Raw genomic sequence first — 26,347 nt, forward strand, 5'->3', positions numbered from 1 at the left:
ATTAAAACACGTTTAAGTTTTAAAAACAACAAATTAAGTTTAAAATCAAATAATTATAAAAATGGAACATCCAAACGATATCAGCAAATGCCCTTTTCACCAAAAGGAGAACAATTTTACAGCAACTTCAACAAACAAAGATTGGTGGCCAAAAGCACTTGATTTAGATATATTACATCAACACGACTTAAAAACTAACCCTTTAGGAGAAAACTTTAATTATGCTGAAGCTTTTAAAACTTTAGATCTAAAAGCTTTAAAAAATGATTTAAAAGGTCTTATGACGGATAGCCAGGATTGGTGGCCAGCAGATTGGGGACATTATGGAGGTTTAATGATTCGTTTGGCTTGGCATTCTGCAGGAACGTATCGTATTTCAGATGGTCGTGGTGGAAGTGGCACAGGAAGTCAACGTTTTGCTCCTTTAAACAGTTGGCCGGATAATGGAAATTTAGACAAAGCCCGAAGACTATTATGGCCACTAAAAAAGAAATACGGAAATAAAATTTCTTGGGCCGATTTAATTGTATTAGCTGGAAATATGGCTTACGAATCAATGGGCTTTAAAACTTTCGGATTTGCTGGAGGTCGTAAAGACATTTGGCATCCTGAAAAAGATGTCTATTGGGGAGCTGAAAAAGAATGGTTAGCAGTAAGTGGTAGCGAAGGAAGTAGATATTCAGGCGAAAGAGATTTAGAAAATCCATTAGCTTCGGTTATGATGGGATTAATTTATGTAAATCCTGAAGGAGTTGATGGAAAACCAGATCCTTTAAAAACAGCGCATGATGTTCGTATTACCTTCAAAAGAATGGCAATGAATGATGAAGAAACGGTTGCTCTTACCGCGGGAGGTCATACGGTTGGGAAAGCACACGGAAATGGAGATGCTTCCAAACTAGGAAAAGAACCAGAAGCAGGCGAATTACACGATCAAGGTTTTGGATGGATAAATCCAAGCGGTAATGCTCAAAACACGGTAACAAGTGGTTTAGAAGGTTCTTGGACTACAAATCCTACCCGCTGGGACAACGAATATTTCCATTTGTTATTTAAATATGATTGGGAATTGAAAAAAAGTCCGGCTGGTGCTTGGCAATGGGAACCAATAAATATTGAAGAAGCTGACAAACCAGTAGATGCTTTCGACTCATCTAAAAGAAATAATCCAATTATGACAGATGCCGATATGGCGATGAAAATGGATCCAATTTATAGAGAAATATCGGAACGTTTTCACAAAGATCCTGCTTATTTTGAAGATATTTTCGCAAGAGCTTGGTTCAAATTAACACACAGAGATTTAGGTCCGAAAAACAGATATTTAGGTGCAGATGCGCCTGAAGAAGTGTTAATTTGGCAAGATCCTATTCCAACAGTTGATTATACGTTATCGGATTCAGAAATTGAGGAATTAAAAACAAAATTACTAACCAGTGGTTTAACAAGAACGGAATTAATCAATACGGCATGGGATAGTGCAAGAACATTTAGAGGTTCTGATTTTAGAGGTGGTGCAAATGGAGCACGAATCGCTTTAGCACCACAAAAAGATTGGATAGCAAACGAACCAGAAAGATTACAAAATGTATTCAATAAACTTACTGAAATTCAAGCTGGTTTAGCTAAAAAAGTAAGTTTGGCTGATTTAATTGTCCTTGGCGGAAGTGCCGCAGTAGAAAAAGCAGCGCAAGAAGCAGGTTATGATGTCAAAGTTCCTTTCCAACCCGGAAGAGGTGATGCTACTAGTGCAATGACTGATGTAGAATCATTTGAAGTTTTAGAGCCTACGAATGATGCCTTTAGAAACTTCGTGAAAAAAGAATATGTTGTTCAACCCGAAGAATTAATGCTAGATAAAGCACAACTTTTAGGTTTAACTGCTGCAGAAATGACTGTTTTACTGGGTGGAATGCGTGTGCTGGGAACAAACTATGGTGGTACAAAACATGGTGTTTTCACAAATAATGAAGGTGTTTTAACAAATGATTTCTTTGTAAATCTAACGGACATGAACTACAGCTGGAAATCCGTTGGTGAAAACCTTTATAATATTGTCGACAGAAAAACAGGAGCTACAAAATGGACTGCTACCAGAGTTGATTTGGTTTTTGGGTCAAATTCAGTGTTAAGATCTTATGCTGAGGTTTATGCACAAGATGACAATAAAGAAAAATTTGTGCTAGATTTTATTAAAACTTGGTCAAAAATAATGAAATTAGATCGATTTGATTTATAACGAGCAATACTAAAATCTTCGAATACGCATAAAAACAAGCATAGATTTTTCTTTTACCTATAAAGAATGGATAATTACTATAAATTATGGAAGAATAGCATCACTATAGATATAATCTATTTTCTTATAAAAATTAACCATTGCACATATGGAGTAATGCTTAATATATTTCGTAAATTTGTAAAAGAAAATTAATAGTAACTTTTAAATAAAAAATCATGGCATTAGTAGGAAAAAAATTCCCAAACATTACAGTTGACGCAATCTCTTTTATGGGAGATAATTTAAGAATTAATGTTTTAGAAGAAGCAATTCAAAATAAGAAAAAAGTAGTATTGTTCTGGTATCCAAAAGATTTCACTTTTGTATGTCCAACAGAATTACACGCTTTCCAAGCAGCTTTACAAGAATTTGAAAAAAGAAACACAATGGTTATTGGTGCTTCATGTGATACTAACGAAGTTCACTTCGCATGGTTAAACACAGCAAAAGATAACGGTGGAATTGAAGGTGTAACATATCCTTTAATTGCAGATACAACAAGAAACTTAGCTGCAGCTTTAGATATTTTAGACGCAGAATGGGTTTATGATGAAGCCGTTAATGACGAAATCTTAGAAGGTTCAAACGTAACTTTCAGAGCTACTTATTTAATCGATGAAGAAGGAAAAGTATTCCACGAAAGTGTAAATGATATGCCATTAGGAAGAAACGTAAATGAGTATTTAAGATTAGTAGATGCTTACACACACGTTCAAACCAAAGGTGAAGTTTGTCCTGCAAACTGGGAAGAAGGAAAAGATGCAATGAGTGCTGACAGAAACAGTACTGCTGCTTATTTAGCTTCTCACTAATAGTATAAATTCCAATATTTAAATTCCAAATTCCAATACTATTGGGATTTGGAGTTTGAGTATTAAAAATTCAAAAAAAATATGTTTTCAGAAATAGAACAAGATGATTTATCAGAAGTAGTTGCAAACAATGAAACTGTTGTAGTGCAATTTTCAGCATCATGGTGCGGTAATTGTAGAATTATGAAACCAAAGTTTAAAATGATGGCTTCTCAAAATGAAGGTGTTACTTTTATTGTTGTAGATGCTGAAAAATTTCCAGAATCAAGAAAACTAGCTAATGTAGATAATTTACCTACGTTTGCTACTTTCAAAAACGGGAAATTAGTAAATCAAACACAAACTAACAAAGCTGATGTTTTAGCTGAATTAGTTGCAGAAGTAATTTAAAAACAGGTTAAAAGTTTAGGAGGTTATGAGTTTAAAAGACTAAACTTTTAGTTCATTACCTTTTAACCTTTTACACACATAAACTTATAACCTATAAAAATGAAATTACCAATTATAAAACAGTTAACTCAATTTATTGAAGATAACGATCAGGACTACTTAGTAGAAACTATTGAAGTTTTAGAAAACCTTTGCGAAGTTTCTTCTTTGAAAGATGAAGAATTAGACGTTATTGCCGAATTAATTTCGAATATGTACGGCGCTTTGGAAGTAAACAAAATGGTCAAAGAAGGTAAAGACAAAAAAACAGCTTTGAATGATTTTATGAAGCGGGTTTTAGGCTCAATTGACAAATAACAAAAAAGGCTTTTTAAATAAAAAGCCTTTTTTTATTACCTTTCATTATAATATAAAGTCGCATTAATAAATTACAATAATTGTCATACCTTGCATTTTATTTAAATAATAAATTGTCTGTATGAATAAAACTACTCTTCTTTCTTACTTTGCGTTTTTCTTAATAACTTCATTTGCTTTCTCACAAAATGACCAATTCGAATACAAATCAAGACCAAGAGAATTTGAAAAATACGAATATAGAAATGACAGTGTTTTTCAACTCAAAACTCCAACAAGTACTTTAAATTATAGAAATTTCGAGAGTAAAATTCCCTATCCCATTATATTTATTCACGGTTTAAACTCTAGTTCTGAAACGTGGAATAGTTCTTCGGATTATTACGATTCACAATATGCGTTTACTTTTGGTGGAAGATTTGATTTTTGTCTAAATGCAGATGACAATAACACAACTACAAACAAAAATTTTTATCCTACTCCTGATGCAGATATTGCTGCTTTTGAATCACTAATAACTAACGGTGATTACTATTATGTAAACTTCAATGTCAACCCAGATGGAGCCGTCGGAACAAACGTATTAAGCAATCAAGCAGCAGTTGCCAAACAAGGAATTGCACTTAAAAAGGCGATTGAACGTATTCTGTCTATAACTGGGAAAGATAAAGTTATCCTTGTTGGTCACAGTATGGGTGGTTTAGCTTCAAGAGAATATGTACAGAACGAATCAAATTGGCAAGCAGACAACAAACATCATATTGCTAAAATATTAACATTAGGAACGCCTCATGGTGGTAGCAATGCAAGTGACAATTCTTTAACTTTTTTAACTGGAACAGATATTCGCTCAGAAGCGATAAGAGATTTAAAAACCAATTACTATTACAGTCGTGAAGGAAGCCGCTATCTATTTGGAGGTGTAGAAATACAAGATAATGACAATATGAATGACAATAATTCTACGCCTGACTTCTATAATGTAGATATCAATTGTAATGAAATTATTGGTGAAACGATTGTTGGACTAAATGAAAAGCCAATTGATAATTTAATTGATTTTTCATGCGTAATTGGTCGGATTACTGGCGGTACCACAGATGGTGTTGTTGCAGAACCCTCTTCTAATTTCAATAATTACTATCCCACTTTGACTTATCCTGCAAAACTTTTTTACTTCACTTCTACTCTCAATCTTATTCAAAATCATACTGAACTTACGGGTCTAACCTATCAAATGATGCAAGGCTTAGACGAGCCAAATGTGAAAGAATTAGCTTATGAGATCAATACAAATAAGAATTATATTGGCTATACCACAGTTCAAAATCCGGTTGCTCCTGATAATGATTTTTTTAAATTTACTGTAGCCGAAAATGTTGAAGCACTAGTTTCAATAAGCAGCATTGTCACTTCTACAATGAACGCTACTCTTATAAATGCTGCTGGTTCTGCTATTGGAGTTGTTGAAAATAATACAGGAAACACTTTAACTTTTAATCGAGTCTTAAATCCAGGTGATTACTTTCTAAAAATAACCAGTGAAGATCCTACCAATACAAATTATGAAACTCCTTACCAATTTAGCATTACAACAACTTTAAGTGCTGAAAGTAATTTATTTGATGCTTTTGTGTTTTATCCAAATCCGGTTCTAGACCTGTTGCATTTGGATAATATTTCATTAACTAAAGCAAGCGTATTTAGTGTTTTAGGCCACTTGATTGCAGAGAAAACTTTTGAAAGTTCCACTTCGAATGTATTTGATCTTACTAATTTAGAAAAAGGAATTTACCTAATTGTATTGGAAAATGAAACCCAACAAAAAACAATTAAAGTCGTAAAACAATAAAAAAAATGCTCTCAAAACTGAGAGCATTTTTTTTACTTATATTTTCTTATAGTTACAAAATATAAAATCTTGTGTCGTATCAAAAGGTGTTGCGTGCTCTTCTGTGAAGCAATTTTCTAATTCAAAATCTTCACCAAATATAGCTTCTAACTTCTCCACCGAATATTGTGTGATTTCTAAACCACTGCATTTTTCTGGACCTTCTTCTGAAAAAGTACCTAAAACTAAATTCCCATTTGATTTTAAAGATTGTAATACGTTGGATTTATATTTTTGAACCTCATGTTCATCCGTCAAAAAATGAAAAGAAGCTCTATCGTGCCAAACTTCAAATGTATCTTTCATTTGAAAATCTAAACTATTTGAAACGATAAAAGTTACTTTATCCAAATGCGAAGACAATCGTTCTTTTGCACGTTCTATGGCATTTTCAGAAATATCTAAAAGATATAAATTTGTATAACCTAATGCTATTAAATTATCAATTAAGTAACTATCACCACCGCCAATATCAATAATTTTAGCATCTTTAGCTACCTTACATGATTGAATTAACTGAATTGATGTTTCTGGTTTGTCTTGAAACCAACTTACCTCATTTGATGCTTTCGTAGCAAAAACGTTTTCCCAATGTGCTACTCTATTATTTTCCATACTACTATCTTTCTGTTTTGTGTATTCTTAGTAAGGCTTAAAATTACTAATTTTGATTCATTAAACACTAAATAATCAAAATGAACTAAAATATTAATCATAAAAAAAGCCCTGAAAAAATTCAGGGCTTTTAAAATATTTAAAAATCAGAGATTAGTTACCTCCTTTTTCCATTTTAGCTTTTAATTCAGCAAGAATGTCATTGTTATCACCTAAAGTAGATGTTTGAGCTGCGTTTGAAGCAGATGAAGTATCTACAGCAGTTTTAACGTTTTTCTCTTCTTCTTCTCTGAAGATAGCTGTATGCGAAGCTACTACTCTTTTGAATTCTTTGTTGAACTCAATAACTTTAAAGTCAGCAGCATCACCTTTTTTCAATTTTTTCCCGTCTTCTTTTTCTAAGTGACGTGTAGGGATGAAAGCAACGATGTCTTCACCAAATTCTACAGTAGCACCTTTGTCAACGATTTCAGAGATAGTTCCGTTGTGGATAGTTCCAACAGCGAATCCTTCTTCATATTTATCCCAAGGATTAGCAGTAGTTTGTTTATGACCTAAAGATAATTTACGTCCGTCAACATCTAATTCTAATACTACAACGTCTAAGTTTTCACCTACGTTTACAAATTCAGATGGGTGTTTGATTTTCTTAGTCCAAGATAAATCAGAGATATATACTAAACCGTCGATTCCTTCTTCTAACTCTACGAAAATTCCGAAGTTAGTAAAGTTTCTAACGATTCCAGTGTGTTTAGAACCTACTGGGTATTTAGTTGTAATATCAGTCCATGGATCTTGAGTCATTTGTTTGATACCTAAAGACATTTTTCTTTCGTCTCTGTCTAAAGTTAAAACAACTGCTTCAACTACGTCACCAATTTTCATGAAATCTTGAGCACTTCTTAAGTGAGTTGACCAAGACATTTCAGAAACGTGGATTAAACCTTCTACTCCTTCAGCAACTTCGATGAAAGCACCATAATCAGCTAAAACAACAACTTTTCCTTTAACTTTATCGCCAACTTTTAAGTCAGTTCCTAAAGCATCCCAAGGATGAGCATTTAATTGTTTTAAACCTAATTGGATTCTTGTTTTCTCATCATCAAAATCAAGGATAACAACGTTTAATTTTTGATCTAATTCAAGAACTTCGCTTGGGTGATTGATTCTTGACCAAGATAAGTCTGTAATATGGATTAATCCATCTACACCACCTAAATCAATAAACACACCATAAGAAGTAATGTTTTTAACAACACCTTCTAATACTTGTCCTTTTTCTAATTGACCAATGATTTCTTTTTTCTGTACTTCAATATCCGCTTCAATAAGCGCTTTATGAGATACTACTACGTTTTTGAATTCGTGATTGATTTTCACAACTTTAAATTCCATAGTTTTGTTTACGTATTGATCGTAATCACGGATAGGTTTTACATCAATTTGTGAACCTGGTAAGAATGCTTCAATTCCGAAAACATCTACAATCATACCACCTTTAGTTCTACATTTTACGAAACCATTAACGATTTCTCCAGTTTCGTTAGCAGAGATAACTCTATCCCATGCTTTGATCGTTCTTGCTTTTCTGTGTGATAATACTAATTGACCTGTTTTGTCCTCACGAACATCAATTAATACTTCTACCGTATCTCCCACTTTTAAACTTGGGTTATAACGGAATTCGTTTAAAGAAATAACACCTTCAGATTTAGCATTGATATCAACAATAACGTCTCTATCAGTAATTCTTACAACAATACCATCAACAACTTCTTCGTCGCTAGTAGAGATAAATGTTTTAGTAACTAATTCTTCAAATTCTTGTAAGTTTTTTGCATCAACTGGGTCAATTCCTTCTTGGAAGTTATGCCAGTTAAAATTTGCTAAAAACTCTTCTTGTGTTTTGTTAATTTCAGACATGCTGATTAAAAATTTGTATACTGTGCTTCTTGAGTTTCTTAATGCGATAGAAAACAACAGCAGTGTTTTACATAAATGATTGATACCTAATGGAAACTCTTCTCCGCCAAAAGGTGTGCAAAATTACAACTAAATTTTTGATATACAAAACATTAAAACATCCTTTTAATCAGGATTCTAACATTTATTTATGTTTTTAAAACAACTTATTTTGAATACATTTGCACAAATTATATATATCACATGAAAAAAACAGCATTAATTATAGCAACTGCTTTTCTAGCTTTTGCTTGTAACAATTTAAAAGACAATGAGTTTTTAATTAGCGGAGAAGCTGCTGGCGTAGAAAATGGTACTAAAGTTTTTATCGAAGTACAGTCAGAAACTGGCATGATTGCTAAAGACACTGCAGTAATTGAAAATGGAAAATTTGAATTAAACGGAATTAGTGAAGAAATCGATTTAGGATTTATCCGTATTGAAAACCAAGACATCAGCTTACCTGTTATATTAGAAAAAGGCAAAATAAATGTAACACTTGTAAAAGATACTATTCAAAACTCAACAATAGGAGGAACATTTAATAATGATAAATTACATTCTTTTAATGTTGATTCAAAAGTAATATCTGAAAAAATAACAAAGTACAACAAAGCAAACTCTGAAAGAATAAAAGCTGCAAAATTAGCTAATGATGAAGTTGCGATTAAAGAAATACAAAAGGACTTCAACGGCTTTCAAGAAGAAATGAATGCCCTTTCTCTAAAATTCGTTAAAGAAAATAACAATGCTTACTTATCTGTTCTGTTATTGGAAAACTTTTTAATGAGAGATTATTTACCAGTTGCAGAAATTAAAAGCTACTACGAGAAATTAGACAAAAGCTTATTAGGAACAAGAAGCGCAATTAGTATTAAAAAAGGGATGGAAGAACTTGGCGCATCAACTACTGGTAATGAAGCGCAAGATTTTTCAGCACCTTCTCCTGAAGGAAAAATGATTTCTTTAAAAGAATCTTTAGGAAAAGTAACTATTATCGATTTCTGGGCTTCTTGGTGTGGTCCATGTAGAGTGGAAAATCCTAATGTTGTAGCAATTTATAATGAGTTTCATGATAAAGGTTTAAATATTATTGGTGTTTCTCTTGATAAAGACGCAACAAAATGGAAAGAAGCAATAGCGAAAGATGGTTTAACATGGACTCATGTTTCAAATCTTAAATTTTGGGATGAACCAATTGCAAAATTATACAATGTTGAATCTATTCCTGCTACATTCATCTTGGACGCAGAAGGAAATATCGTTGCAAAAGATTTAAGAGGCGATGAATTAAAAGCCAAAATCAAAGAACTTTTAGAAGTAAAATAACACTTTTAGCAGGCAAATTAAAAAAATCTTCTTCGGAAGATTTTTTTATGTTTTTCATTTACAGAACGTTATAAAAAAGTATGAAAAATAGTTAATAATAACTTTGCAGGAATAAAAAACAATCCTATATTTGCACCGCTTAGAACGATAAGCAAGATGGCTTGGGGAGATACTCAAGCGGCCAACGAGGGCGGACTGTAAATCCGCTGATTACATCTTCGCAGGTTCGAATCCTGCTCTCCCCACTAAAGCACTTCAACTGAAGTGCTTTTTTTATTTAACAAAATCTCAACACTTTATAACGTCTTATTTTTTTAATAACTGTTCGATTTCTTATATTTGTATAAATTTAAAATATTCATGCAACACATTATAGATCGCTTTATTAGCTACGTTATTATAGACACAGAATCTGATGCAAGTTCTGACACTACTCCAAGTACAAAGAAACAATTAGTCCTAGCCAATCTTTTAGTAAAAGAATTAAAAGAAATGGGAATGTCAGAAGTAACTATTGATGAAAATGGTTACGTAATGGCAACGTTAGAAAGCAACGTTAAACACGCAGTTCCAACAATTGGATTCGTATCACATTACGACACTACTCCAGACTTCACAGGAGCGAATGTAAAACCACAAATCATAAAAGACTATGACGGTGGAGATATTATCCTTAACAAGGAGCAAAACATCGTTTTATCACCAAGTTACTTCAAAGACTTGCTACAATATAAAGGACAAACTCTTATTACTACAGACGGAACCACTCTTCTAGGAGCGGATGACAAAGCCGGTATTACAGAAATCATGTCAGCAATGGAGCATTTAATTAAAAATCCAGACATTAAGCACGGAAAAATCAGAGTTGGTTTTACACCAGATGAAGAAATTGGTCGTGGAGCACACAAATTTGATGTCGAAAAATTTGGTTGCGAATGGGCTTACACCATGGATGGAAGTCAAATCGGCGAATTAGAATACGAAAATTTTAATGCAGCTGGTGCAAAAATAACTTTTAGCGGTAAAAGTGTTCATCCAGGATATGCAAAAGGAAAAATGATTAACTCAATGCTTTTAGCAAGTAAATTCATTTCGAAATTACCGAAAGATGAAATTCCAGAAAAAACAAAAGGATACGAAGGTTTCTTCCATGTTGTTGGAATTACCGGAAGTATTGAGGAAACTGTTGTTGAGTTAATCATCCGTGATCACAATGAAATGAAATTCAAGAAAAGAAAGGAGTTCATTCACAAATTGACTGAAAAATTCAATAAGAAATGGAAAGGACAATTTGGCGGAGACATTGCAAGTGCAGAAGTTAAAGATCAATATTACAATATGAAAGAGAAGGTAAAACCTGTTTTCCATATTATAGAAATAGCTGAAAAAGCAATGATCGAGTTAGGTATAAAGCCATTAATTAAACCAATTAGAGGCGGAACAGACGGATGCCAATTATCTTATATAGGATTACCTTGTCCTAATATATTTGCTGGTGGACATAACTTCCACGGAAAATACGAATACGTTCCTGTTGAAAGCATGGTAAAAGCAACTCAAGTAATTGTGAAAATTGCAGAACTAACAGCTTTGCCAAAATAACATACCGCTATAAGTAGCGAACAAAAAAAGCCGAACTTAATTAAGTTCGGCTTTTTTAATATTTTAAAATGATAGCAATTAAGCTTTTAGCTTAAGGCTAATATCCGCTGAAATTGCAGATTTTTCCATTTTTATCTTACCTGACATAGTTTCAATAACGATAGTATCTTGAGCTATTTCAGCGATTTTTCCGTGAATTCCTGATTTTGTGATAACTTTATCACCAACTTTTAAAGCAGCTTCAAATGCTTTTTCTTTCTTAGCTCTTTGCTGATTTGGTCTTATTAATAAAAAATAAAACACAGCAATCATCAATACTAATTGAATTCCTAATTCTGGAGTCATAATAATTATTTATTTGTGGCTAAATTACTTTGCCATCGGTGTTACATTCGCTTTTATTCTAAACATTTCATGAAGAATCTCTGTATTAGTAGTCAATGTTACTGTCTTCTCTTGATTACCAGGCTTACCTTTTGAATCGAAAGCTACTTTAATTGGTGCAGATTCACCTGGTTTAATAGGGTCTTTTGGCGGCTCAGGAACTGTACAACCACAACTTCCCTTTGCTTCAAAAATCAATAAATCACTCTCTCCAACATTAGTAACAATAAACTCAGTTTCAACAACAACTCCTTCAGCAATTGTTCCAAAATCATGAAATTCTTTATCAAATTTAACTTTTGGTAATTTACCTGCTAAATTTTTATCAGCCTCAACAGTTTTCATGTCTTCGTCTGTGATTTTATCTGAAACACTTCCTTGTTTACATGAAGTAGTTGCTAGAACTACTGAAAGGGCTAAAAACCCAATTGTTTTCTTCATCATACTTTAAATTTTTATAATAAACCTCTACCTGTTTTTATCAATCGATCATTTCTTTCAAATTCTTTAACTAAATTATCTAAAATTCCATTGATAAAAATACTACTTTTTGGTGTAGAATATTCTTTAGCAATTTCTAAATACTCGTTAATTGTCACTTTAGCTGGAATCGAAGGAAACTTTAATAATTCGCAAATTGCCATTTTTAAAATAATAGTATCGATTTCCGCAATACGTTCCACGTCCCAGTTCGGCGTCTTGTCTATATATTCTTTAGACAACTCTACTTCGTTTAAAACTGTTTTTCTAAACAAGCTCTTAACAAATTCTTTATCATCAGAATCTTTATAAACCTTTGGCAAAAGCAACACATCATCTTCTGATCTAAGTTGTTTAATCTGCTTTAAAATCAACGTATTAATTCCTGGCAAATCATCAACCCAAGTTAATTTATAGTCTTCTAAATATTCATATAATTTATCACTTGGTGCAATTACTTCAGTGAATAAATCTGCAATAAAATATTTTTCATCATCAAAACTACCTAAGGGTTTTTCCATGTAGTTTTTATAAACATCACTAGCTTTTACGGCATCCAACAACATCAAAATAATATCATTATTTCGTTTCCAATTGGTAATCATATTTTGATCAATAGCAGTTTGTAATGCATCTGATTCCGATAATAATACCAATACTTTGTTCTGGATAAATTTTAAATTCGGATTGCTTTCTTCTTTAGTTGCTAAATGTTTTTTAGAAGCCAGTTCAATGTATTCTTCTTCTATATTTTTGATTTCAATTAATGCCGAAAGCAATAATAAATACAAATCTTGGGTGTTTTCGATACTTTGAAAAAGAAATTTTTCTTGTTTTTCCAAATTATCGGATTGATGTTGGTGCATTGCATAAATACTCTGCATCACTTTTACACGGATATGTCTTCTGTTTAACATGCTAATTAAGAACTTTATAAAATTAAGAGAGCGAAAGAATAACTTCTTTCGCTCTGCAAAAATACAATTTTATTTAAAACAAATTACTTGTTTAATCCGTTTTTTGTATCATCAATGCGTTTTTGTGCCATTGAAAAGGCTGCTTGATGCGTTGTAATATTATTAGTATCTGCTAAATTGAATATCTCTAATGCTGTATTATAGATGTTTTCAGTTTTTTCAATTACTTGTTCTTTTGACCAATGTACTATTTCAGAATAAACATTAATTACTCCACCAGCATTAATTAAGAAATCAGGTGCATATAAAATACCTTTTTCTTTCAATAATGCGCCGTGAACTGCTTCGTTTGCCAATTGATTATTAGCTGCTCCAGCAATAACCTTCGCTCTTAATTTACTAATTGTTTCGTCATTTATAGTTGCTCCTAAAGCACAAGGTGCATAAATATCTACATCAGCAGCATATAAATCATCTCCTGTAAAAATTTTAGCTCCGTATTTCGCACCAATTTGATTTACTCTTTCTTCATTGATATCAGTAATAGTAACAATAGCTCCACTTTTAGTTAAATGCTGTACTAAAACTTCACCTACGTGACCAATTCCTTGTACTAGAACTTTTTTACCTTCTAAATTATCTGTACCAAATTTATACTTAGCTGCTGCTTTCATTCCCATGAAAACACCATATGCAGTAATCGGCGATGGATTTCCAGAACCTCCGTTTTCAACCGAAATTCCAGCAACATATTTAGTTACTTTATTTACGATATCCATATCTTTAGTTTCCATACCCACATCTTCTGCAGTAATGTATTTCCCTGATAATGAATCAACAAACTGACCAAATCTAGTCATCAATTCAGGTGTTTTTAAAGTTTTAGCATCACCGATAATTACCGCTTTACCACCACCTAAATTTAAACCTGAAAGTGAATTTTTAAAAGTCATTCCACGAGACAAACGCAAAACATCATTAAGCGCTTCCCACTCGTTCGTATAATTCCACATTCTAGTTCCACCTAAAGCTGGTCCTAAAACTGTGCTATGAACTCCAATAATTGCTTTTAATCCTGTATCTTTGTCGTGACAAAATACAACTTGTTCATGACCATCAAAAGAAACTTGGCCGAAAACCGGGTCTACTTTGTGAAGCTCATTAGCTTTTAATAAATCTGCTGTCATGGTATAATGTGTTAATTTTAATATTATTCAATATTTAACTACAATATTACGAATAATTTTAAAATGATTCATTGTATTATATTTTTTTTAATAATTTAGCAAAGGAATGTAGTATTAATTCGTAATACCTTATTATCAATAAATTAAGAATTTGATTAAATAACTGCGAAAAAAACACAACATTTAAAAATACTATGAAAGAATTACAATATTTAAACAAATACTTTATCAAATATAAATATCGCTTCTTACTGGGGCTATTTATAACTATAATTGCACAAGTTTTCTCTTTATTTACGCCGGAATTAATCGGGAATTCCATTCAAGTTATTGAGGAATTTGTAAAATCATCCTCAAAAGATGTTTCGCTATTAAAATCGACGCTATTAAAAAACATTCTTTACATCCTAGCAACCACCATCATAGCTGGTTTCTTCACCTTTTTAATGCGTCAAACTTTAATTGTAATGTCGCGCTATGTTGAATTTGATTTGAAGAACGAAATCTTCAATCATTACCAAAATCTTTCGCAAGATTTTTACAAAAGAAACCGCACTGGTGACTTAATGAACCGAATCAGTGAAGATGTTGGAAAAGTTAGAATGTACGTGGGGCCTGCGGTAATGTATTCTTTAAATACCTTAATGCGTTTCACGATTGTAGTAATATATATGTATAACATTTCTCCAAAATTGACATTATATTCTTTGTTGCCTTTACCCCTATTATCGTATAGTATTTTTAAGATTAGTTCGGAAATTCATAAAAGAAGTAGTGCTTTCCAAAAAAACTTATCGAACTTATTTTCAATTACCCAAGAAATTTTCTCAGGAATCCGTGTGATTAAAGCATACGCAATTGAGGATAAAAAAGAAAAAGAATTCATCGACTTAACAAACGAGAGTAAGAAAAAAGCGATGGATTTAGCCAAAATGAACTCATTATTTGGACCTTTAATGATTCTATTAATTGGCTTAAGTAACTTAGTCGTTGTCTTTGTTGGAGGTTCAATGTATATGAATAATGATCCGGAAATTAGCAGTATTGGTGTCATTGCACAGTTTATTCTTTACATCAATATGTTGACTTGGCCTGTTGCATCTTTAGGATGGGTTTCGTCTTTAGTACAAGAAGCTGAAGCTTCACAAGAACGTATAAACGAATTCCTAAAAGAAGAGCCGAAAATCAAAAACACCGCTATTGGACATTCTGTTATTCAAGGTGATATAGCTTTTAAAAATGTTTCTTTTGTATATGAAGACACTCAGATTAAAGCATTAAATAATATTTCGTTCGAAATTAAAAAAGGAACTACATTAGCTATATTTGGAAAAACTGGCTCAGGAAAATCGACTATTTTAACGCTAATAAGTAGATTGTATGATACTACCGATGGAAAAATAATGATCGACAATAAAGAAATTACTTCTTTAAATTTATATGATTTAAGAAATCAAATAAGTGTGGTACCACAAGATTCCTTCTTATTTTCAGACAGCATCAAAAACAACATTAAATTTGGGAATGAAAATGCTACGGATGAACAAGTAATTGAAGCAGCTAAAAAAGCGGTTGTTCATGATAATATCTTAACTTTTAATGACCAGTACGAAACGGTTTTAGGAGAACGAGGAATTACACTTTCTGGTGGGCAAAAACAGCGTGTTTCTATTGCAAGAGCTTTAATTAAAAACGCACCCATCTTACTTTTAGATGATTGTTTAAGTGCTGTTGACACTGAAACCGAAGAAACTATTTTAAACAATTTATTAGCGTATTGCAAAGATAAAACTACAATTATAGTAAGTCATAGAGTATCTTCTGCAAAAAATGCGGATCATATTTTAATTCTTGAAGAAGGCCAAATCATTGAACAAGGCACTCACAGTCAACTGCTAGAGCAAAATGGGTATTATAAAGAACTTTATCTAAAACAACTTTCTGAAAAAGAAATTAGCTAAATTTTTGTTTAATCCATTTATTTTTTAGATTTTTGAAATGCTATAACTAATTAATTTGATAGTAGGGATTATGAGAGAAAATGAAATGTTAGAAAAAGAAGAAATTTTTTCTAAAGTATTGCGAGCGGGAAGAAGAACGTATTTCTTTGATGTTAGATCAACTAAAGCGGATGATTACTACATAACAATTACTGAAAGTAAAAAGTTCACAGAAGAGGATGGTTCATTCCATTTTAAAAAGCACAAAATTTATTTATACAAAGAAGATTTCGCTGCTTTTAGAGAAATATTAGACGAAATGACTGATTTTGTTCTAGATCAAAAAGGAGAAGAAGTAATTTCTGAAAGACATCAAAAAGACTTTAAGAGAGAAACTTATCCAGCAGATATTGAAGAATTAAAATCTACTGAAAGCTTTACGAATATTGAATTTGAAGATATTTAATAGCTTACTTTATATCAAACAAAAAACCCAAATTCTAAATGAATTTGGGTTTTTTGTTTAGCCTACTCTCAAGCCATTTCTTACAGGCTTATCCGAGGAAAGCAACACAATATTATTTTCTTCACCAATACTTCCTAATACTAAACATTCACTCATAAAATCTGCGATTTGTTTTTTTGGAAAATTTACAACAGCAACAATTTGTTTCTGAAGTAATTCTTCTTTGGTGTACTGTTTGGTAATCTGAGCCGAAGTCTTCTTAGTGCCTAATTCCGGTCCAAAATCAATAGTCAATTGATAAGCAGGTTTATCCGCTTTTGGAAAATCAGCCACAGCTATAATAGTTCCCACGCGCATTTCTACTTTTTCAAAATCATGCCAAGAAATCATAGTATGATTATTCTTCAATTGGTTTATTTGCACTTTTCCAACTTCCAAATCCTCCTTCTAAATCCGTAATGTTTTCAAATCCAAGTTCTTTTAAACGTAAAGATGCTTTTGCACTTCTCATTCCTGATTTACAATACAACATTACAGGTTTTGATTTATCTAATGAAGCAACTTGCTGATCAAAATCCTCACCAGTTATATTAATGTTTTTAGAATTTTCAATATGGCCTTCCGCATATTCTGCTGGCGTTCTTACATCAATTAATTGAACATTTGGTTCTTTTAATTGTGCTTCATATGCCGCTACATCAACCACACGAACACCTTCTACTGGTTTTTTAATACAAGAGGTTAAACTTAAAAGCACAACCAATAAACCTATCGTTTTTTTCATCTTCTATTTTTTTTATGAACTATAAATATACAAAAAAAATATTAATTCATGTGGCTTTGAACAGTCGAAACCAAATCTTTAACACTTAAAACACCCGATTGACGCCATAACATTTTACCCGATTTAAATAAAAGTAATGTCGGAACACCTCTAACCATAAATTCGGTAGCCAAATCCTGGTGCTGGTCCACATTAATTTTAATGATCTTTAAATCATCTTTAAGAATTCCCTTTACTTCTTGTAAAACAGGTGACATCATTTTACAAGGACCACACCAATCGGCAAAAAAATCAATCAAAACCAATTGGTTAGACTGTATAATTTCATTAAATTTCGCATTCATATTGTTATTTTTTTTACAATTCAAAGGTACTGATTTGCCTATTCATTTTTTGTAATAAATGTTACATAAAACCAATATGATAATTATCATTTTTTATTTTTATACCTTACACTACATTTGTTATTCCAAAAAAAGTATTAGATATGCAACTTTCACTTGTACAAAAATATAATGTTCCAGGACCTCGATATACGAGTTATCCAACTGTTCCTTATTGGGAAGATGATTTATTTCACGTTGAGGACTGGAAACGAACCTTGTTACAATCCTTTGAAGAATCTAATACTACAGAAGGTATTAGTTTATATATTCATTTGCCTTTTTGCGAAAGCTTATGTACGTTTTGCGGTTGCAATAAACGCATCACAAAGCGTCACGAAGTTGAAGATCCATACATTATTGCCGTTTTAAAAGAATGGAAAATGTATTGCGATTTATTACCAGCGAAACCGATTATTAAGGAAATTCATTTAGGTGGCGGAACTCCAACATTTTTTTCACCAGAAAATTTAAAATTTCTAATTGATGGAATTTTCAAATCGGCAGAAAAGGCACCAGAACACGAATTTAGTTTCGAAGGTCATCCAAATAATACTACTCGTGACCATTTACAAACCTTATATGATTTAGGCTTTAGAAGAGTTAGTTTTGGTGTACAAGATTATTCGGACAAAGTACAACTTGCTATTCACAGAATTCAACCGTTCCATAATGTGGCAAAAGTTACATTTTGGGCAAAAGAAATTGGTTATACTTCCATTGGACACGATTTAATTTTTGGTTTACCATTTCAAACTTTGAAAGACGTTCAGGATACAATTGATAAAACAAAATCACTGCAACCTGATAGATTAGCTTTTTACAGCTATGCACACGTGCCTTGGATTAAAGGAAACGGACAACGCGGTTTTAAAGATGAAGATTTACCAAAAGACGATGAGAAAAGAGAATTGTATGAAGAAGGTAAAAAACGCTTAGCGCATAACGGTTATCACGAAATAGGAATGGATCACTTTGCATTGAAAGAAGACAGTATGTTTGAATCTTTTAAACAAGGTAATCTGCACCGAAATTTTATGGGTTATACCGCTTCAAAAACTAAATTAATGATTGGACTAGGAGTTTCATCAATTAGTGATAGCTGGTATAGTTTTGCTCAAAACGAGAAATCAATTGAAGATTATTACGCTCGATTAGAAGCAAATGAATTACCAATATTTAAAGGTCATTTGTTAAGTTCTGAAGATTTAGTAATCAGAAAACATATATTAAATTTAATGTGTCAATTCACAACTTCTTGGAAAGATGAAGCAATGAAATTCCCTGAACTTAGCGAAATTCACGAAAGTTTATCAGAAATGGAAGTTGACGGTTTATTATCATTCATAGAAAATGGGATACTAGTTACCGAAAAAGGAAAACCATACGTAAGAAATATTTGTATGGCCTTTGACCTAAGATTAATTAGAAAAGCACCGGAAACAAAGCTGTTTTCAATGACCATATAAAAGCAAAATGTTTTTTTTCATGCTTCGAAAACACGGTTTCAAGAATTTACTTAATACCGTGTTTTTATTTTACGCTATTCGTATCGAATATAACCTGGCTTACCAAGAACATAATCTTCAATAGTTAAATCAGTATTTGAAAAAGAATTAGTTTTAAAAACGTTATCTCCTTCAAAAGGAATTGTTGGGTAATAGGAAAATGAAAATTGAAAACTATTAAATACTAAATAATCATTATTTATCTGGACTCCAACCGTAAACTTCGAGTACAACTTACTATTAAAAAGTGCGTTTTTTGAAGCCAGTGAACCCACAGCAATATTCAGATAGGGACTAAAACGAAATCCATTCCAGTTGCCCGGCATGTAAGATTGTGTTTGTAAAGCTAATACCCATTTTTGAGTACCATAAATTTCACTATTAAAACCTTGAATACCATAATAATTATTCAATCTTAATTGATCTTTATAGGATGCATCACGATTATTTCCCCAAATATAAGTTGGTTTTACAAACTGCCTAATTCGCCAATTTCCAATGTGCATCAGTGGACTGAAATAATTAGCCCCTATTTTAAAAGCCATTTGCTCAGTCACACCATCATTGAAAAAACTTCCCCATTCTGCAAAAGAACTTAAATAACCAAACGAATATTTTTTTCCTTGCGAAATCGTAATACCTGAATAAAATCGTGATCCATAATTCTTTCGTTGATGCCCAAAAATGAATGAAATATTTTCTCCGTACGGAACATCTTCAATAATGTTATAGTTAAAAAGAAAACTATCTTGATAATATTTTTGTCGTGAGATACCAATGTAACCAATAGTATTCTTCTCCGAGGCAAAAAAGTTGGTAGGATCTAAAACACTACTTGGCGAATCCAAATATGCTTTTCGATTAAAAGATACTGCTGCCACTAAATTGATGTATTTGGTTTCGCTCCACTTGGGATCCGTAACTTTAAACGCTCTTCCATACCAATATTCTTGATATTCAAATTTCGTAAAAGCATCAACTAAAGAATCTCCAACAGGAACGGCTTCCGTAGTAACAGTATTTTCAAAATTAGCTCCTCCTGCATTTTTTGCGAAAACCGAATAAAAAGGTCGATTTAGTCCAATCCTACGTTTGCTATCGTCATTAAATTCTTTTTCGTAATCTAAATCAAAACGAGTATAAGTATTGAAAATATTAAGTATCGCATAATTAAAATTATAATCATGTTCGCCTGATTCAAATTTATTACCTAATTGACCACTTAACTGATGTCCAAAACCAAAAATATTACGTTCAGTCAGTTTTATTTTGCTCTTACTACTTGATATACTCCCGTCTGGCACCAAAGTCCACGAATCTAAAACCCTAACTTTAATATCAATTGAATCATTAGAACGGTCAAAATAAATAGGTGTAATTGCGACTTCTCTTATAAAACGCTGACTTCTAATTAAACGTTCGGACTCTTTTAGTAAAATAGAATCACAAACTTGATTTTCTTGAACGAGAAGCAGTTTTCTAATTACAAACTTTTTGGTTTTATTATGCATTCTATTACCAAATCGTTCAAAACTATTTCTAGGTTGTTTCTCTTTATCACTAACAGAAAAACCAATAGGATCAAGCGTTTCTATAATTATATTTCGAATTATCTTACCATCAATTTTTTTAGTAATTACCGATTTCTCGGGTACTTTAGATACGGGTTGTTTTGGTTTTAAGGCTGATGGTCGAAAAATTAATTTATAGACAAACTTCTTAAATTTACTATTTTTCGAATAGGTTTGAATGTTCTTATAAATGACGGTACTATCTTTCACCGGCGCTTTCACTTGTGCCTGCAGAGACAAAGAAAAAAAGCAACTAAATATGATCGATACTATTACTGTTTGAAATTTCATACGTTCTATTAACTCAAGAAGGCCAAATTTAGTGTAATTTTAGATTGATTTTTAAAAAAATAATAGCAACAACAGAATTATTTATTATTGAATTCGTAAGCTTTCCTTCCGTCATCCACCAATTTCCAAAATGTTTTTCGATCAGTAGGAACTAAGTCCGAAGATGTAAGTTCCTTATATTCTTCCAATTGTAAAACAGCATATTCGTAATTCAATAAATCTACCGCAGTAAAAATGTCTTTAAATTCCGGGCGCAATTCGTCACTATTTGCAAAACAAACATTGCCTTCTGGCTCTTTTTGGTCCATAAACGTTAAATCTAATGCTTTTGAAATTTTTTCTGCTAGTTCCATAGTCAAATATAAGCACAAGAATTAAATTTTTAAATGACAATTCTTTAAAATTATAAAAAATAACGATAGAAATCCGTTCAGAAAACAAACTATTAAACTTCGAAAATCATTCGAAACTCGCCACTTACATAGCATCCCTAAATAATTAATACGTACATTTGCGCAAAATAAAATACCAATGAAGACCTTTCTCGAATTCGATTTACCAAAATCATTACAAAAAGCATTAGACGAATTAGGATTTGTGCAACCTACTCCTATTCAAGAAAAATCGCATTCCGTAATCCTTTCCGGTAGAGATATGATGGGAATTGCACAAACTGGAACCGGTAAAACTTTAGCTTACTTACTACCACTTTTAAAACAATGGAAATTTCAAGATAACGAATCGCCAAGAGTTGTTATTTTAGTGCCAACGCGTGAATTAGTAGTTCAAGTTGCTGCAGAAGTGGAGAAACTAACCAAATATATGAGTGTGAAAACGCTTGGTATTTATGGTGGTGTCAACATCAATACGCAACGTAAAAATTTAGCGATGGGTGTCGATATTTTAGTCGGAACGCCTGGTCGTGTAATGGATTTAGGTTTAGATGGTGTTTTACGATTTGATTGCTTGCAGAAATTAGTAATTGATGAGTTTGATGAAATTTTAAATTTAGGGTTTAGAACCCAATTGACCTCCATTTTATCAATGATGCGAGGCAAAAAACAGAACATCTTATTCTCGGCGACAATGACCGAAGAAGTAGATGCTATGTTGGATGAATACTTTGAATTTCCTGAAGAAGTATCTTTAGCTGCTAGTGGAACACCATTAGAGCAAATTGAACAATTAATCTATAAAGTTCCCAATTTCTTAACCAAATTAAATGCTTTAAAACACATTATCGCTACGACCGAAACTATGGAACGTGTGCTGATTTTCGTGAACAACAAACGTATTGTAGAATTGGTTTCTGATACACTTGAAGAAGCATTTCCTGGAGAATTTGGAGTTATTCACTCAAATAAATCGCAAAACTATCGTTTGAATACGATGGCTGCTTTCCAAAGAGGCGAATTAAGAGGTTTGGTGACGACTGATATTATGGCGCGTGGATTGGATATTTCCGATATTACGCACGTTATTAACTTGCAATTCACTACGGAACCTGAAAAATACATGCACCGAATTGGTAGAACAGGTCGTGCTGACAAAACAGGTATCGCAATTAGTTTAGTTTCTCCAAGTGAAGAAGAAATTAAAGAAGAAGTGGAACTTTTGATGAATACCGAAATCAAAGTAGTGCCTTTACCCGAAGAAGTAAAAATCGAAGAACGCTATTTGGATTTCGAAAAGGAAAAAAAGAAAATGAAATTCTTGTTGAAAACCCCTAAAAAAGAAGGTGGAGAAGCTTTTCACAAGAAAAAAGATAAAAATGCAAAGGTCAACCTTGGTGGTCCTGGAAAACGTAAACCGCGTAAGACTGAATCTCGAAATAGAAATATAGAACGTAAAAGAGACGAAAAGAGAAAGAAGAAGGAGTAATAAGTCGTCCCTTTTCATTGGTCAATTTTGCAAAGTATAATACTATTCAAAAGGAAGTGGCAATTTGTAAATTCTAAATTCTGAATTATCAATTGTATTTCGTATTTTTGACAAATTCTAAAATTAAATGCAGTTTAAACATCCGGAAATACTCTACTTTCTTTTTCTGTTGGTTATACCAATTTTGGTGCATTTATTTCAATTACGCCGATTTAAAAAAGAGTATTTTACAAATGTAAAACTGCTAAAAGAACTTCAAACGCAAACCCGAAAAAGTTCTAAAATCAAAAAATGGCTTTTATTAGCAACACGATTATTAGTGTTGGCATGTTTAATTTTTGCCTTTGCCCAACCTTTTTTCAAAGCAAAAGACACGACTAATAAAGGAAATGAATTAATCATTTTACTAGACAATTCGTTTTCAATGCAAGCCAAAGGTGCAAAAGGCGAATTACTAAAAAGAAGTATCCAAGAATTATTAGAAGAATTACCAGAAAATCAACAGTTTTCGTTATTGACGAATTCGGAAGTATTTTGGGACACCGATATAAAATCGATACAAAAAGAAATCCAAAATCTTAGTTATTCGGCGATGCCATTTCAATTGGATTATTTGATTAATCAAGTTGAAACCAAAAAGAAAAACACTAAAAAAGATTATGTCATCATTACCGATGCCATTCAATCGAACAGTAAAAAAGCCGAAACTTTAGCCGAAAATAATGTCGTTTATTTCATTCAGCCAAAAGCGATAAATAAAAATAACGTCAGTATTGATAATGTGATTATTTCTCAGGTTTTAGATCAATTTTACGAATTAAAAATCACGTTGAAAGCTTTTGGAACCATCAAAAATGAAATTCCACTATCAGTTTTCAATGAGGAAAAAGCGATTGCTAAAACAATTGCTAAATTCGAAAATGCTACAGCAGAAATTACGATTACCATTCCAAAACAAGATTTTCACGGAAAAATTAGTATAGAAGACAATAGTCTGAGTTATGACAATGACTTTTACATGAGCATTTCAAAACCTAAAAAAGGGAATGTTTTAGTAATCGGAAGTTCAGATAAAAACAATTTCTTAAGCCGTATTTACACTTCGGACGAATTCAACTTTACGAGTTCAGATTTATCGACTTTAGATTATAATAAAATCGAAAGTCAGGAAGCAATTGTTTTGAATGAATTGGAAGATTTGCCAATTGCTTTGGGAACCACTTTAAAATCGTTCTACGAAAAAGGAGGAAACGTTATTTTTATTCCAAATGCAAAAAATCCAACTACAACTCTGAATACATTTGCTAAAAACTTTGGTGGATTTCAATATTCTAATTGGACTGCTACTGAAAAGCAAATCACTAAAATCAACTTTAGTCATCCTCTATATCAAACTGTTTTTGAGAAAAAAGTGACAAATTTCCAATATCCAAAAACCAAAGAAGGTTTCGGTTTAACCGGATTAACGAATATCTTACAATTTGAAGATAATACTATATTTGTAGGTTCAACCACGAACAGATTAGGAACGTTTTACGCTTATTCAGCACCAATAAACAAACAAAATAGTAACTTCCAAAATGCTCCATTAATTGTTCCTACATTTTATAATATGGGACAAAATAAAGGAAAAACCGGAATTAACGCTTATACAATTGGTGAAAACGAAAACCTTATTTTAGAAACAATATTAGCTAAGGAAGAAGTAATTTCAGTAGCTAAAGAAGGTTATAGTTTCATTCCGATGCAACAAATTTTGAATGCCAAATGCAAATTGTCTTTTGGTGATTATCCCGAACAAGCCGGAAATTTTGACGTAAACAAAGGAACTGAAATTTTGAAGAAAATCAGTTTCAATTATCCAAGAACTGAAAGTAATTTACAACAAGAATCAGCAACAACGTTTGAAAAATTCACGAAAGTAAACAACATAGCAACCGTTTTAAATGATATTGCTTCGGAACGCACAAGCAATGAAATTTGGAAAGGTTTTATTATAGCAACACTACTATTTTTACTCATTGAACTACTAATCCAAAAATTCATAAAATGACAAATGTTATTTTAAAACAAGCCAAAATAATCGATCCATCAAGTCCATTTCACTTGCAAAAAATGGATTTAAAAATTGAAAACGGCACGATTACAGCAATAGAAAAAGAAATTACAAATACTACTGATTTTGAATTGGTTGAAGTTTCAAATCTTCATCTATCTCAAGGTTGGATGGATTCTTCGGTTTCTTTCGGCGAACCAGGTTATGAAGAACGTGAAACTATAGAAAATGGTTTAAAAGTAGCTTCGAAAAGTGGTTTTACAGCTGTAGCTTTGCAACCCAACTCAAATCCAGTGATCGACAACCAATCACAAATCAGATTTGTAATGGATAAAGCTAGAAATCAAGCGACAAATTTATATCCAATTGGTTCTTTAACGCGTGGAAGCGAAGGCGTTGATTTGGCTGAATTATTCGATATGAAAAATGCCGGAGCCATTGCTTTTGGTGATTATAAAAAAGCGTTACAAAATGCAAATTTGCAAAAAATTGCGTTACAATATGTCCAAGATTTTGACGGATTAGTAATTGCTTTTTGTCAAGATAGTGCTTTAAAAGGTTCGGGAATTGCTAACGAAGGAATCGTAAGTACAAGATTAGGTTTAAAAGGAATTCCAGCATTGGCGGAAGAATTACACGTCACTAGAAATCTATTTTTATTAGAATATACAGGAGGAAAATTACACATTCCAACTATTTCCACACAAGGAAGTATCAAATTAATTAAAGAAGCTAAAGCCAAAGGTTTAAACGTAACTTGTAGCGTTGCCGTTCATAATTTAGTCTTAAACGACGAAGCTTTAACTGCATTTGATACGCGCTATAAAGTTTCTCCTCCATTACGTGAAGAAACAACTAGAAAAGCGTTAATCGAAGCGGTTTTAGACGGAACAATTGACTGCATTACTTCCGACCATAATCCGCTTGACATCGAACATAAGAAATTAGAATTCGATTTAGCAAAAGATGGAACAATTGGCTTAGAAAGTGCTTTTGGAGCATTACTAACTGTTTTACCAGTTGAAGTTATTGTTGAAAAATTAACTGCGTGCAAACTGGTATTCAATGTGAATTCAAACTCAATTGCTGTTGGAAATAAAGCTGATATTTCATTATTCACAACAACTGAAGATTGGACTTTTACAAAAGAAGCAATTGCATCAAAATCTAAAAATTCGGCTTTCCTTGGACAAAAAATGAAAGGAAAAGTCATTGGGATTTACAACAGTGGACAATTGGTTATAAACAATTAATACGCCT

At 32.2% G+C, this 26,347-nt stretch carries 24 protein-coding genes and 1 tRNA gene; 14 read left to right on the plus strand and 11 right to left on the minus strand.

The window, feature by feature from the left end:
- Positions 1-61 precede the first annotated feature (61 nt).
- The 5 genes from katG (at position 62) to ACFSX9_RS11020 (ending at position 5,692) form a co-directional block, all read left to right on the plus strand.
- Positions 62-2,239 (plus strand): catalase/peroxidase HPI, encoded by a 2,178-nt coding sequence (katG, locus tag ACFSX9_RS11000; protein ID WP_379807593.1) that lies wholly within the window; start codon positions 62-64, stop codon positions 2,237-2,239.
- Positions 2,240-2,457: 218 nt separating this feature from the next.
- Positions 2,458-3,093, plus strand: a complete 636-nt coding sequence (locus tag ACFSX9_RS11005; RefSeq protein WP_379807595.1) for a peroxiredoxin — start codon at positions 2,458-2,460, stop codon at positions 3,091-3,093.
- An 81-nt stretch (positions 3,094-3,174) separates the two neighbouring features.
- Complete coding sequence (locus ACFSX9_RS11010) at positions 3,175-3,483, plus strand: thioredoxin family protein (RefSeq protein WP_379807597.1); 309 nt, start codon at positions 3,175-3,177, stop codon at positions 3,481-3,483.
- Positions 3,484-3,582: 99 nt separating this feature from the next.
- Positions 3,583-3,840 (plus strand): DUF6952 family protein, encoded by a 258-nt coding sequence (locus ACFSX9_RS11015; protein ID WP_379807599.1) that lies wholly within the window; start codon positions 3,583-3,585, stop codon positions 3,838-3,840.
- Between the two features lie 121 nt (positions 3,841-3,961).
- Positions 3,962-5,692 (plus strand): alpha/beta fold hydrolase, encoded by a 1,731-nt coding sequence (locus ACFSX9_RS11020; protein WP_379807601.1) that lies wholly within the window; start codon positions 3,962-3,964, stop codon positions 5,690-5,692.
- 36 nt (positions 5,693-5,728) lie between these two features.
- Here ACFSX9_RS11020 and ACFSX9_RS11025 read toward each other — a convergent pair whose 3' ends face one another.
- Together ACFSX9_RS11025 and rpsA are read right to left on the minus strand one after the other, a co-directional pair.
- Positions 5,729-6,346 (minus strand): class I SAM-dependent methyltransferase, encoded by a 618-nt coding sequence (locus tag ACFSX9_RS11025; RefSeq protein WP_379807603.1) that lies wholly within the window; start codon positions 6,344-6,346, stop codon positions 5,729-5,731.
- Between the two features lie 153 nt (positions 6,347-6,499).
- A complete protein-coding gene (gene rpsA / locus ACFSX9_RS11030; RefSeq protein ID WP_379807605.1) occupies positions 6,500-8,269 on the minus strand; it encodes a 30S ribosomal protein S1 in 1,770 nt (589 codons plus the stop codon).
- 243 nt (positions 8,270-8,512) lie between these two features.
- On the opposite strand from rpsA, the gene ACFSX9_RS11035 reads away from it, so the two are divergent.
- The 3 genes from ACFSX9_RS11035 to pepT all read left to right on the plus strand — a co-directional run bounded on the left by ACFSX9_RS11035 (position 8,513) and on the right by pepT (position 11,239).
- Positions 8,513-9,637 carry a redoxin domain-containing protein gene (locus tag ACFSX9_RS11035; protein WP_379807607.1) on the plus strand — a complete coding sequence of 375 codons (1,125 nt, stop codon included), beginning with the start codon at positions 8,513-8,515 and terminating at the stop codon, positions 9,635-9,637.
- Positions 9,638-9,800: 163 nt separating this feature from the next.
- A tRNA-Tyr gene (locus tag ACFSX9_RS11040) sits at positions 9,801-9,882 on the plus strand.
- 115 nt (positions 9,883-9,997) lie between these two features.
- A complete protein-coding gene (gene pepT, locus ACFSX9_RS11045; protein ID WP_379807609.1) occupies positions 9,998-11,239 on the plus strand; it encodes a peptidase T in 1,242 nt (413 codons plus the stop codon).
- A 78-nt stretch (positions 11,240-11,317) separates the two neighbouring features.
- On the opposite strand, the gene yajC is transcribed toward pepT, so the two are convergent.
- From yajC to ACFSX9_RS11065, 4 genes are all read right to left on the minus strand, one after another.
- A complete protein-coding gene (gene yajC / locus ACFSX9_RS11050; RefSeq protein WP_379807611.1) occupies positions 11,318-11,584 on the minus strand; it encodes a preprotein translocase subunit YajC in 267 nt (88 codons plus the stop codon).
- Positions 11,585-11,608: 24 nt separating this feature from the next.
- Positions 11,609-12,067: a DUF1573 domain-containing protein gene (locus ACFSX9_RS11055; RefSeq protein WP_379807613.1), complete on the minus strand. Its 459-nt coding sequence runs from the start codon at positions 12,065-12,067 to the stop codon at positions 11,609-11,611.
- Positions 12,068-12,078: 11 nt separating this feature from the next.
- Complete coding sequence (gene nusB, locus ACFSX9_RS11060; protein WP_379807615.1) at positions 12,079-13,020, minus strand: transcription antitermination factor NusB; 942 nt, start codon at positions 13,018-13,020, stop codon at positions 12,079-12,081.
- Between the two features lie 83 nt (positions 13,021-13,103).
- Entirely contained in the window at positions 13,104-14,207 is a 1,104-nt protein-coding gene (locus ACFSX9_RS11065) for a Glu/Leu/Phe/Val dehydrogenase dimerization domain-containing protein (protein ID WP_379807617.1), read from the minus strand.
- Between the two features lie 194 nt (positions 14,208-14,401).
- Between ACFSX9_RS11065 and ACFSX9_RS11070 the strand changes: the two genes are divergently transcribed.
- Entirely contained in the window at positions 14,402-16,168 is a 1,767-nt protein-coding gene (locus ACFSX9_RS11070) for an ABC transporter ATP-binding protein (protein WP_379807619.1), read from the plus strand.
- Positions 16,169-16,238: 70 nt separating this feature from the next.
- On the plus strand, positions 16,239-16,613 hold the full coding sequence (locus ACFSX9_RS11075) for a PUR family DNA/RNA-binding protein (RefSeq protein ID WP_379807621.1): 375 nt from the start codon (positions 16,239-16,241) through the stop codon (positions 16,611-16,613).
- A gap of 57 nt (positions 16,614-16,670) precedes the next feature.
- Here the strand turns inward: ACFSX9_RS11075 and ACFSX9_RS11080 are convergent, their stop codons facing one another.
- Genes ACFSX9_RS11080 through trxA form a run of 3 tightly spaced genes read right to left on the minus strand, consistent with a single transcriptional unit; the run spans position 16,671 to position 17,741 of the window.
- On the minus strand, positions 16,671-17,003 hold the full coding sequence (locus tag ACFSX9_RS11080) for a tRNA-binding protein (RefSeq protein ID WP_379808329.1): 333 nt from the start codon (positions 17,001-17,003) through the stop codon (positions 16,671-16,673).
- 7 nt (positions 17,004-17,010) lie between these two features.
- Entirely contained in the window at positions 17,011-17,397 is a 387-nt protein-coding gene (locus tag ACFSX9_RS11085; RefSeq protein WP_379807623.1) for a rhodanese-like domain-containing protein, read from the minus strand.
- Between the two features lie 41 nt (positions 17,398-17,438).
- The gene (trxA, locus tag ACFSX9_RS11090) at positions 17,439-17,741 is read right to left on the minus strand and encodes a thioredoxin (RefSeq protein ID WP_379807625.1); all 303 of its coding nucleotides are present in this window, start codon (positions 17,739-17,741) and stop codon (positions 17,439-17,441) included.
- 143 nt (positions 17,742-17,884) lie between these two features.
- Between trxA and hemN the strand changes: the two genes are divergently transcribed.
- Positions 17,885-19,249, plus strand: coding sequence for an oxygen-independent coproporphyrinogen III oxidase (gene hemN, locus ACFSX9_RS11095; protein WP_379807627.1), 1,365 nt, complete (start codon positions 17,885-17,887; stop codon positions 19,247-19,249).
- A 74-nt stretch (positions 19,250-19,323) separates the two neighbouring features.
- On the opposite strand, the gene ACFSX9_RS11100 is transcribed toward hemN, so the two are convergent.
- Entirely contained in the window at positions 19,324-21,069 is a 1,746-nt protein-coding gene (locus tag ACFSX9_RS11100; RefSeq protein WP_379807629.1) for a BamA/TamA family outer membrane protein, read from the minus strand.
- Positions 21,070-21,227: 158 nt separating this feature from the next.
- Positions 21,228-21,503: a hypothetical protein gene (locus ACFSX9_RS11105; RefSeq protein WP_379807631.1), complete on the minus strand. Its 276-nt coding sequence runs from the start codon at positions 21,501-21,503 to the stop codon at positions 21,228-21,230.
- 178 nt (positions 21,504-21,681) lie between these two features.
- Between ACFSX9_RS11105 and ACFSX9_RS11110 the strand changes: the two genes are divergently transcribed.
- The 3 genes from ACFSX9_RS11110 (at position 21,682) to ACFSX9_RS11120 (ending at position 26,340) form a co-directional block, all read left to right on the plus strand.
- Positions 21,682-23,031 (plus strand): DEAD/DEAH box helicase, encoded by a 1,350-nt coding sequence (locus ACFSX9_RS11110; RefSeq protein WP_379807633.1) that lies wholly within the window; start codon positions 21,682-21,684, stop codon positions 23,029-23,031.
- Positions 23,032-23,158: 127 nt separating this feature from the next.
- The gene (locus ACFSX9_RS11115) at positions 23,159-25,084 is read left to right on the plus strand and encodes a BatA domain-containing protein (RefSeq protein ID WP_379807635.1); all 1,926 of its coding nucleotides are present in this window, start codon (positions 23,159-23,161) and stop codon (positions 25,082-25,084) included.
- The gene (locus ACFSX9_RS11120) at positions 25,081-26,340 is read left to right on the plus strand and encodes a dihydroorotase (protein WP_379807637.1); all 1,260 of its coding nucleotides are present in this window, start codon (positions 25,081-25,083) and stop codon (positions 26,338-26,340) included. The genes ACFSX9_RS11115 and ACFSX9_RS11120 overlap by 4 nt, the downstream gene beginning before the upstream one ends.
- The last annotated feature ends 7 nt before the right edge of the window (positions 26,341-26,347 follow it).

Origin of the sequence: Flavobacterium ardleyense, from assembly GCF_042686085.1 — a bacterium.
GTDB classification, from domain to species: domain Bacteria; phylum Bacteroidota; class Bacteroidia; order Flavobacteriales; family Flavobacteriaceae; genus Flavobacterium; species Flavobacterium ardleyense.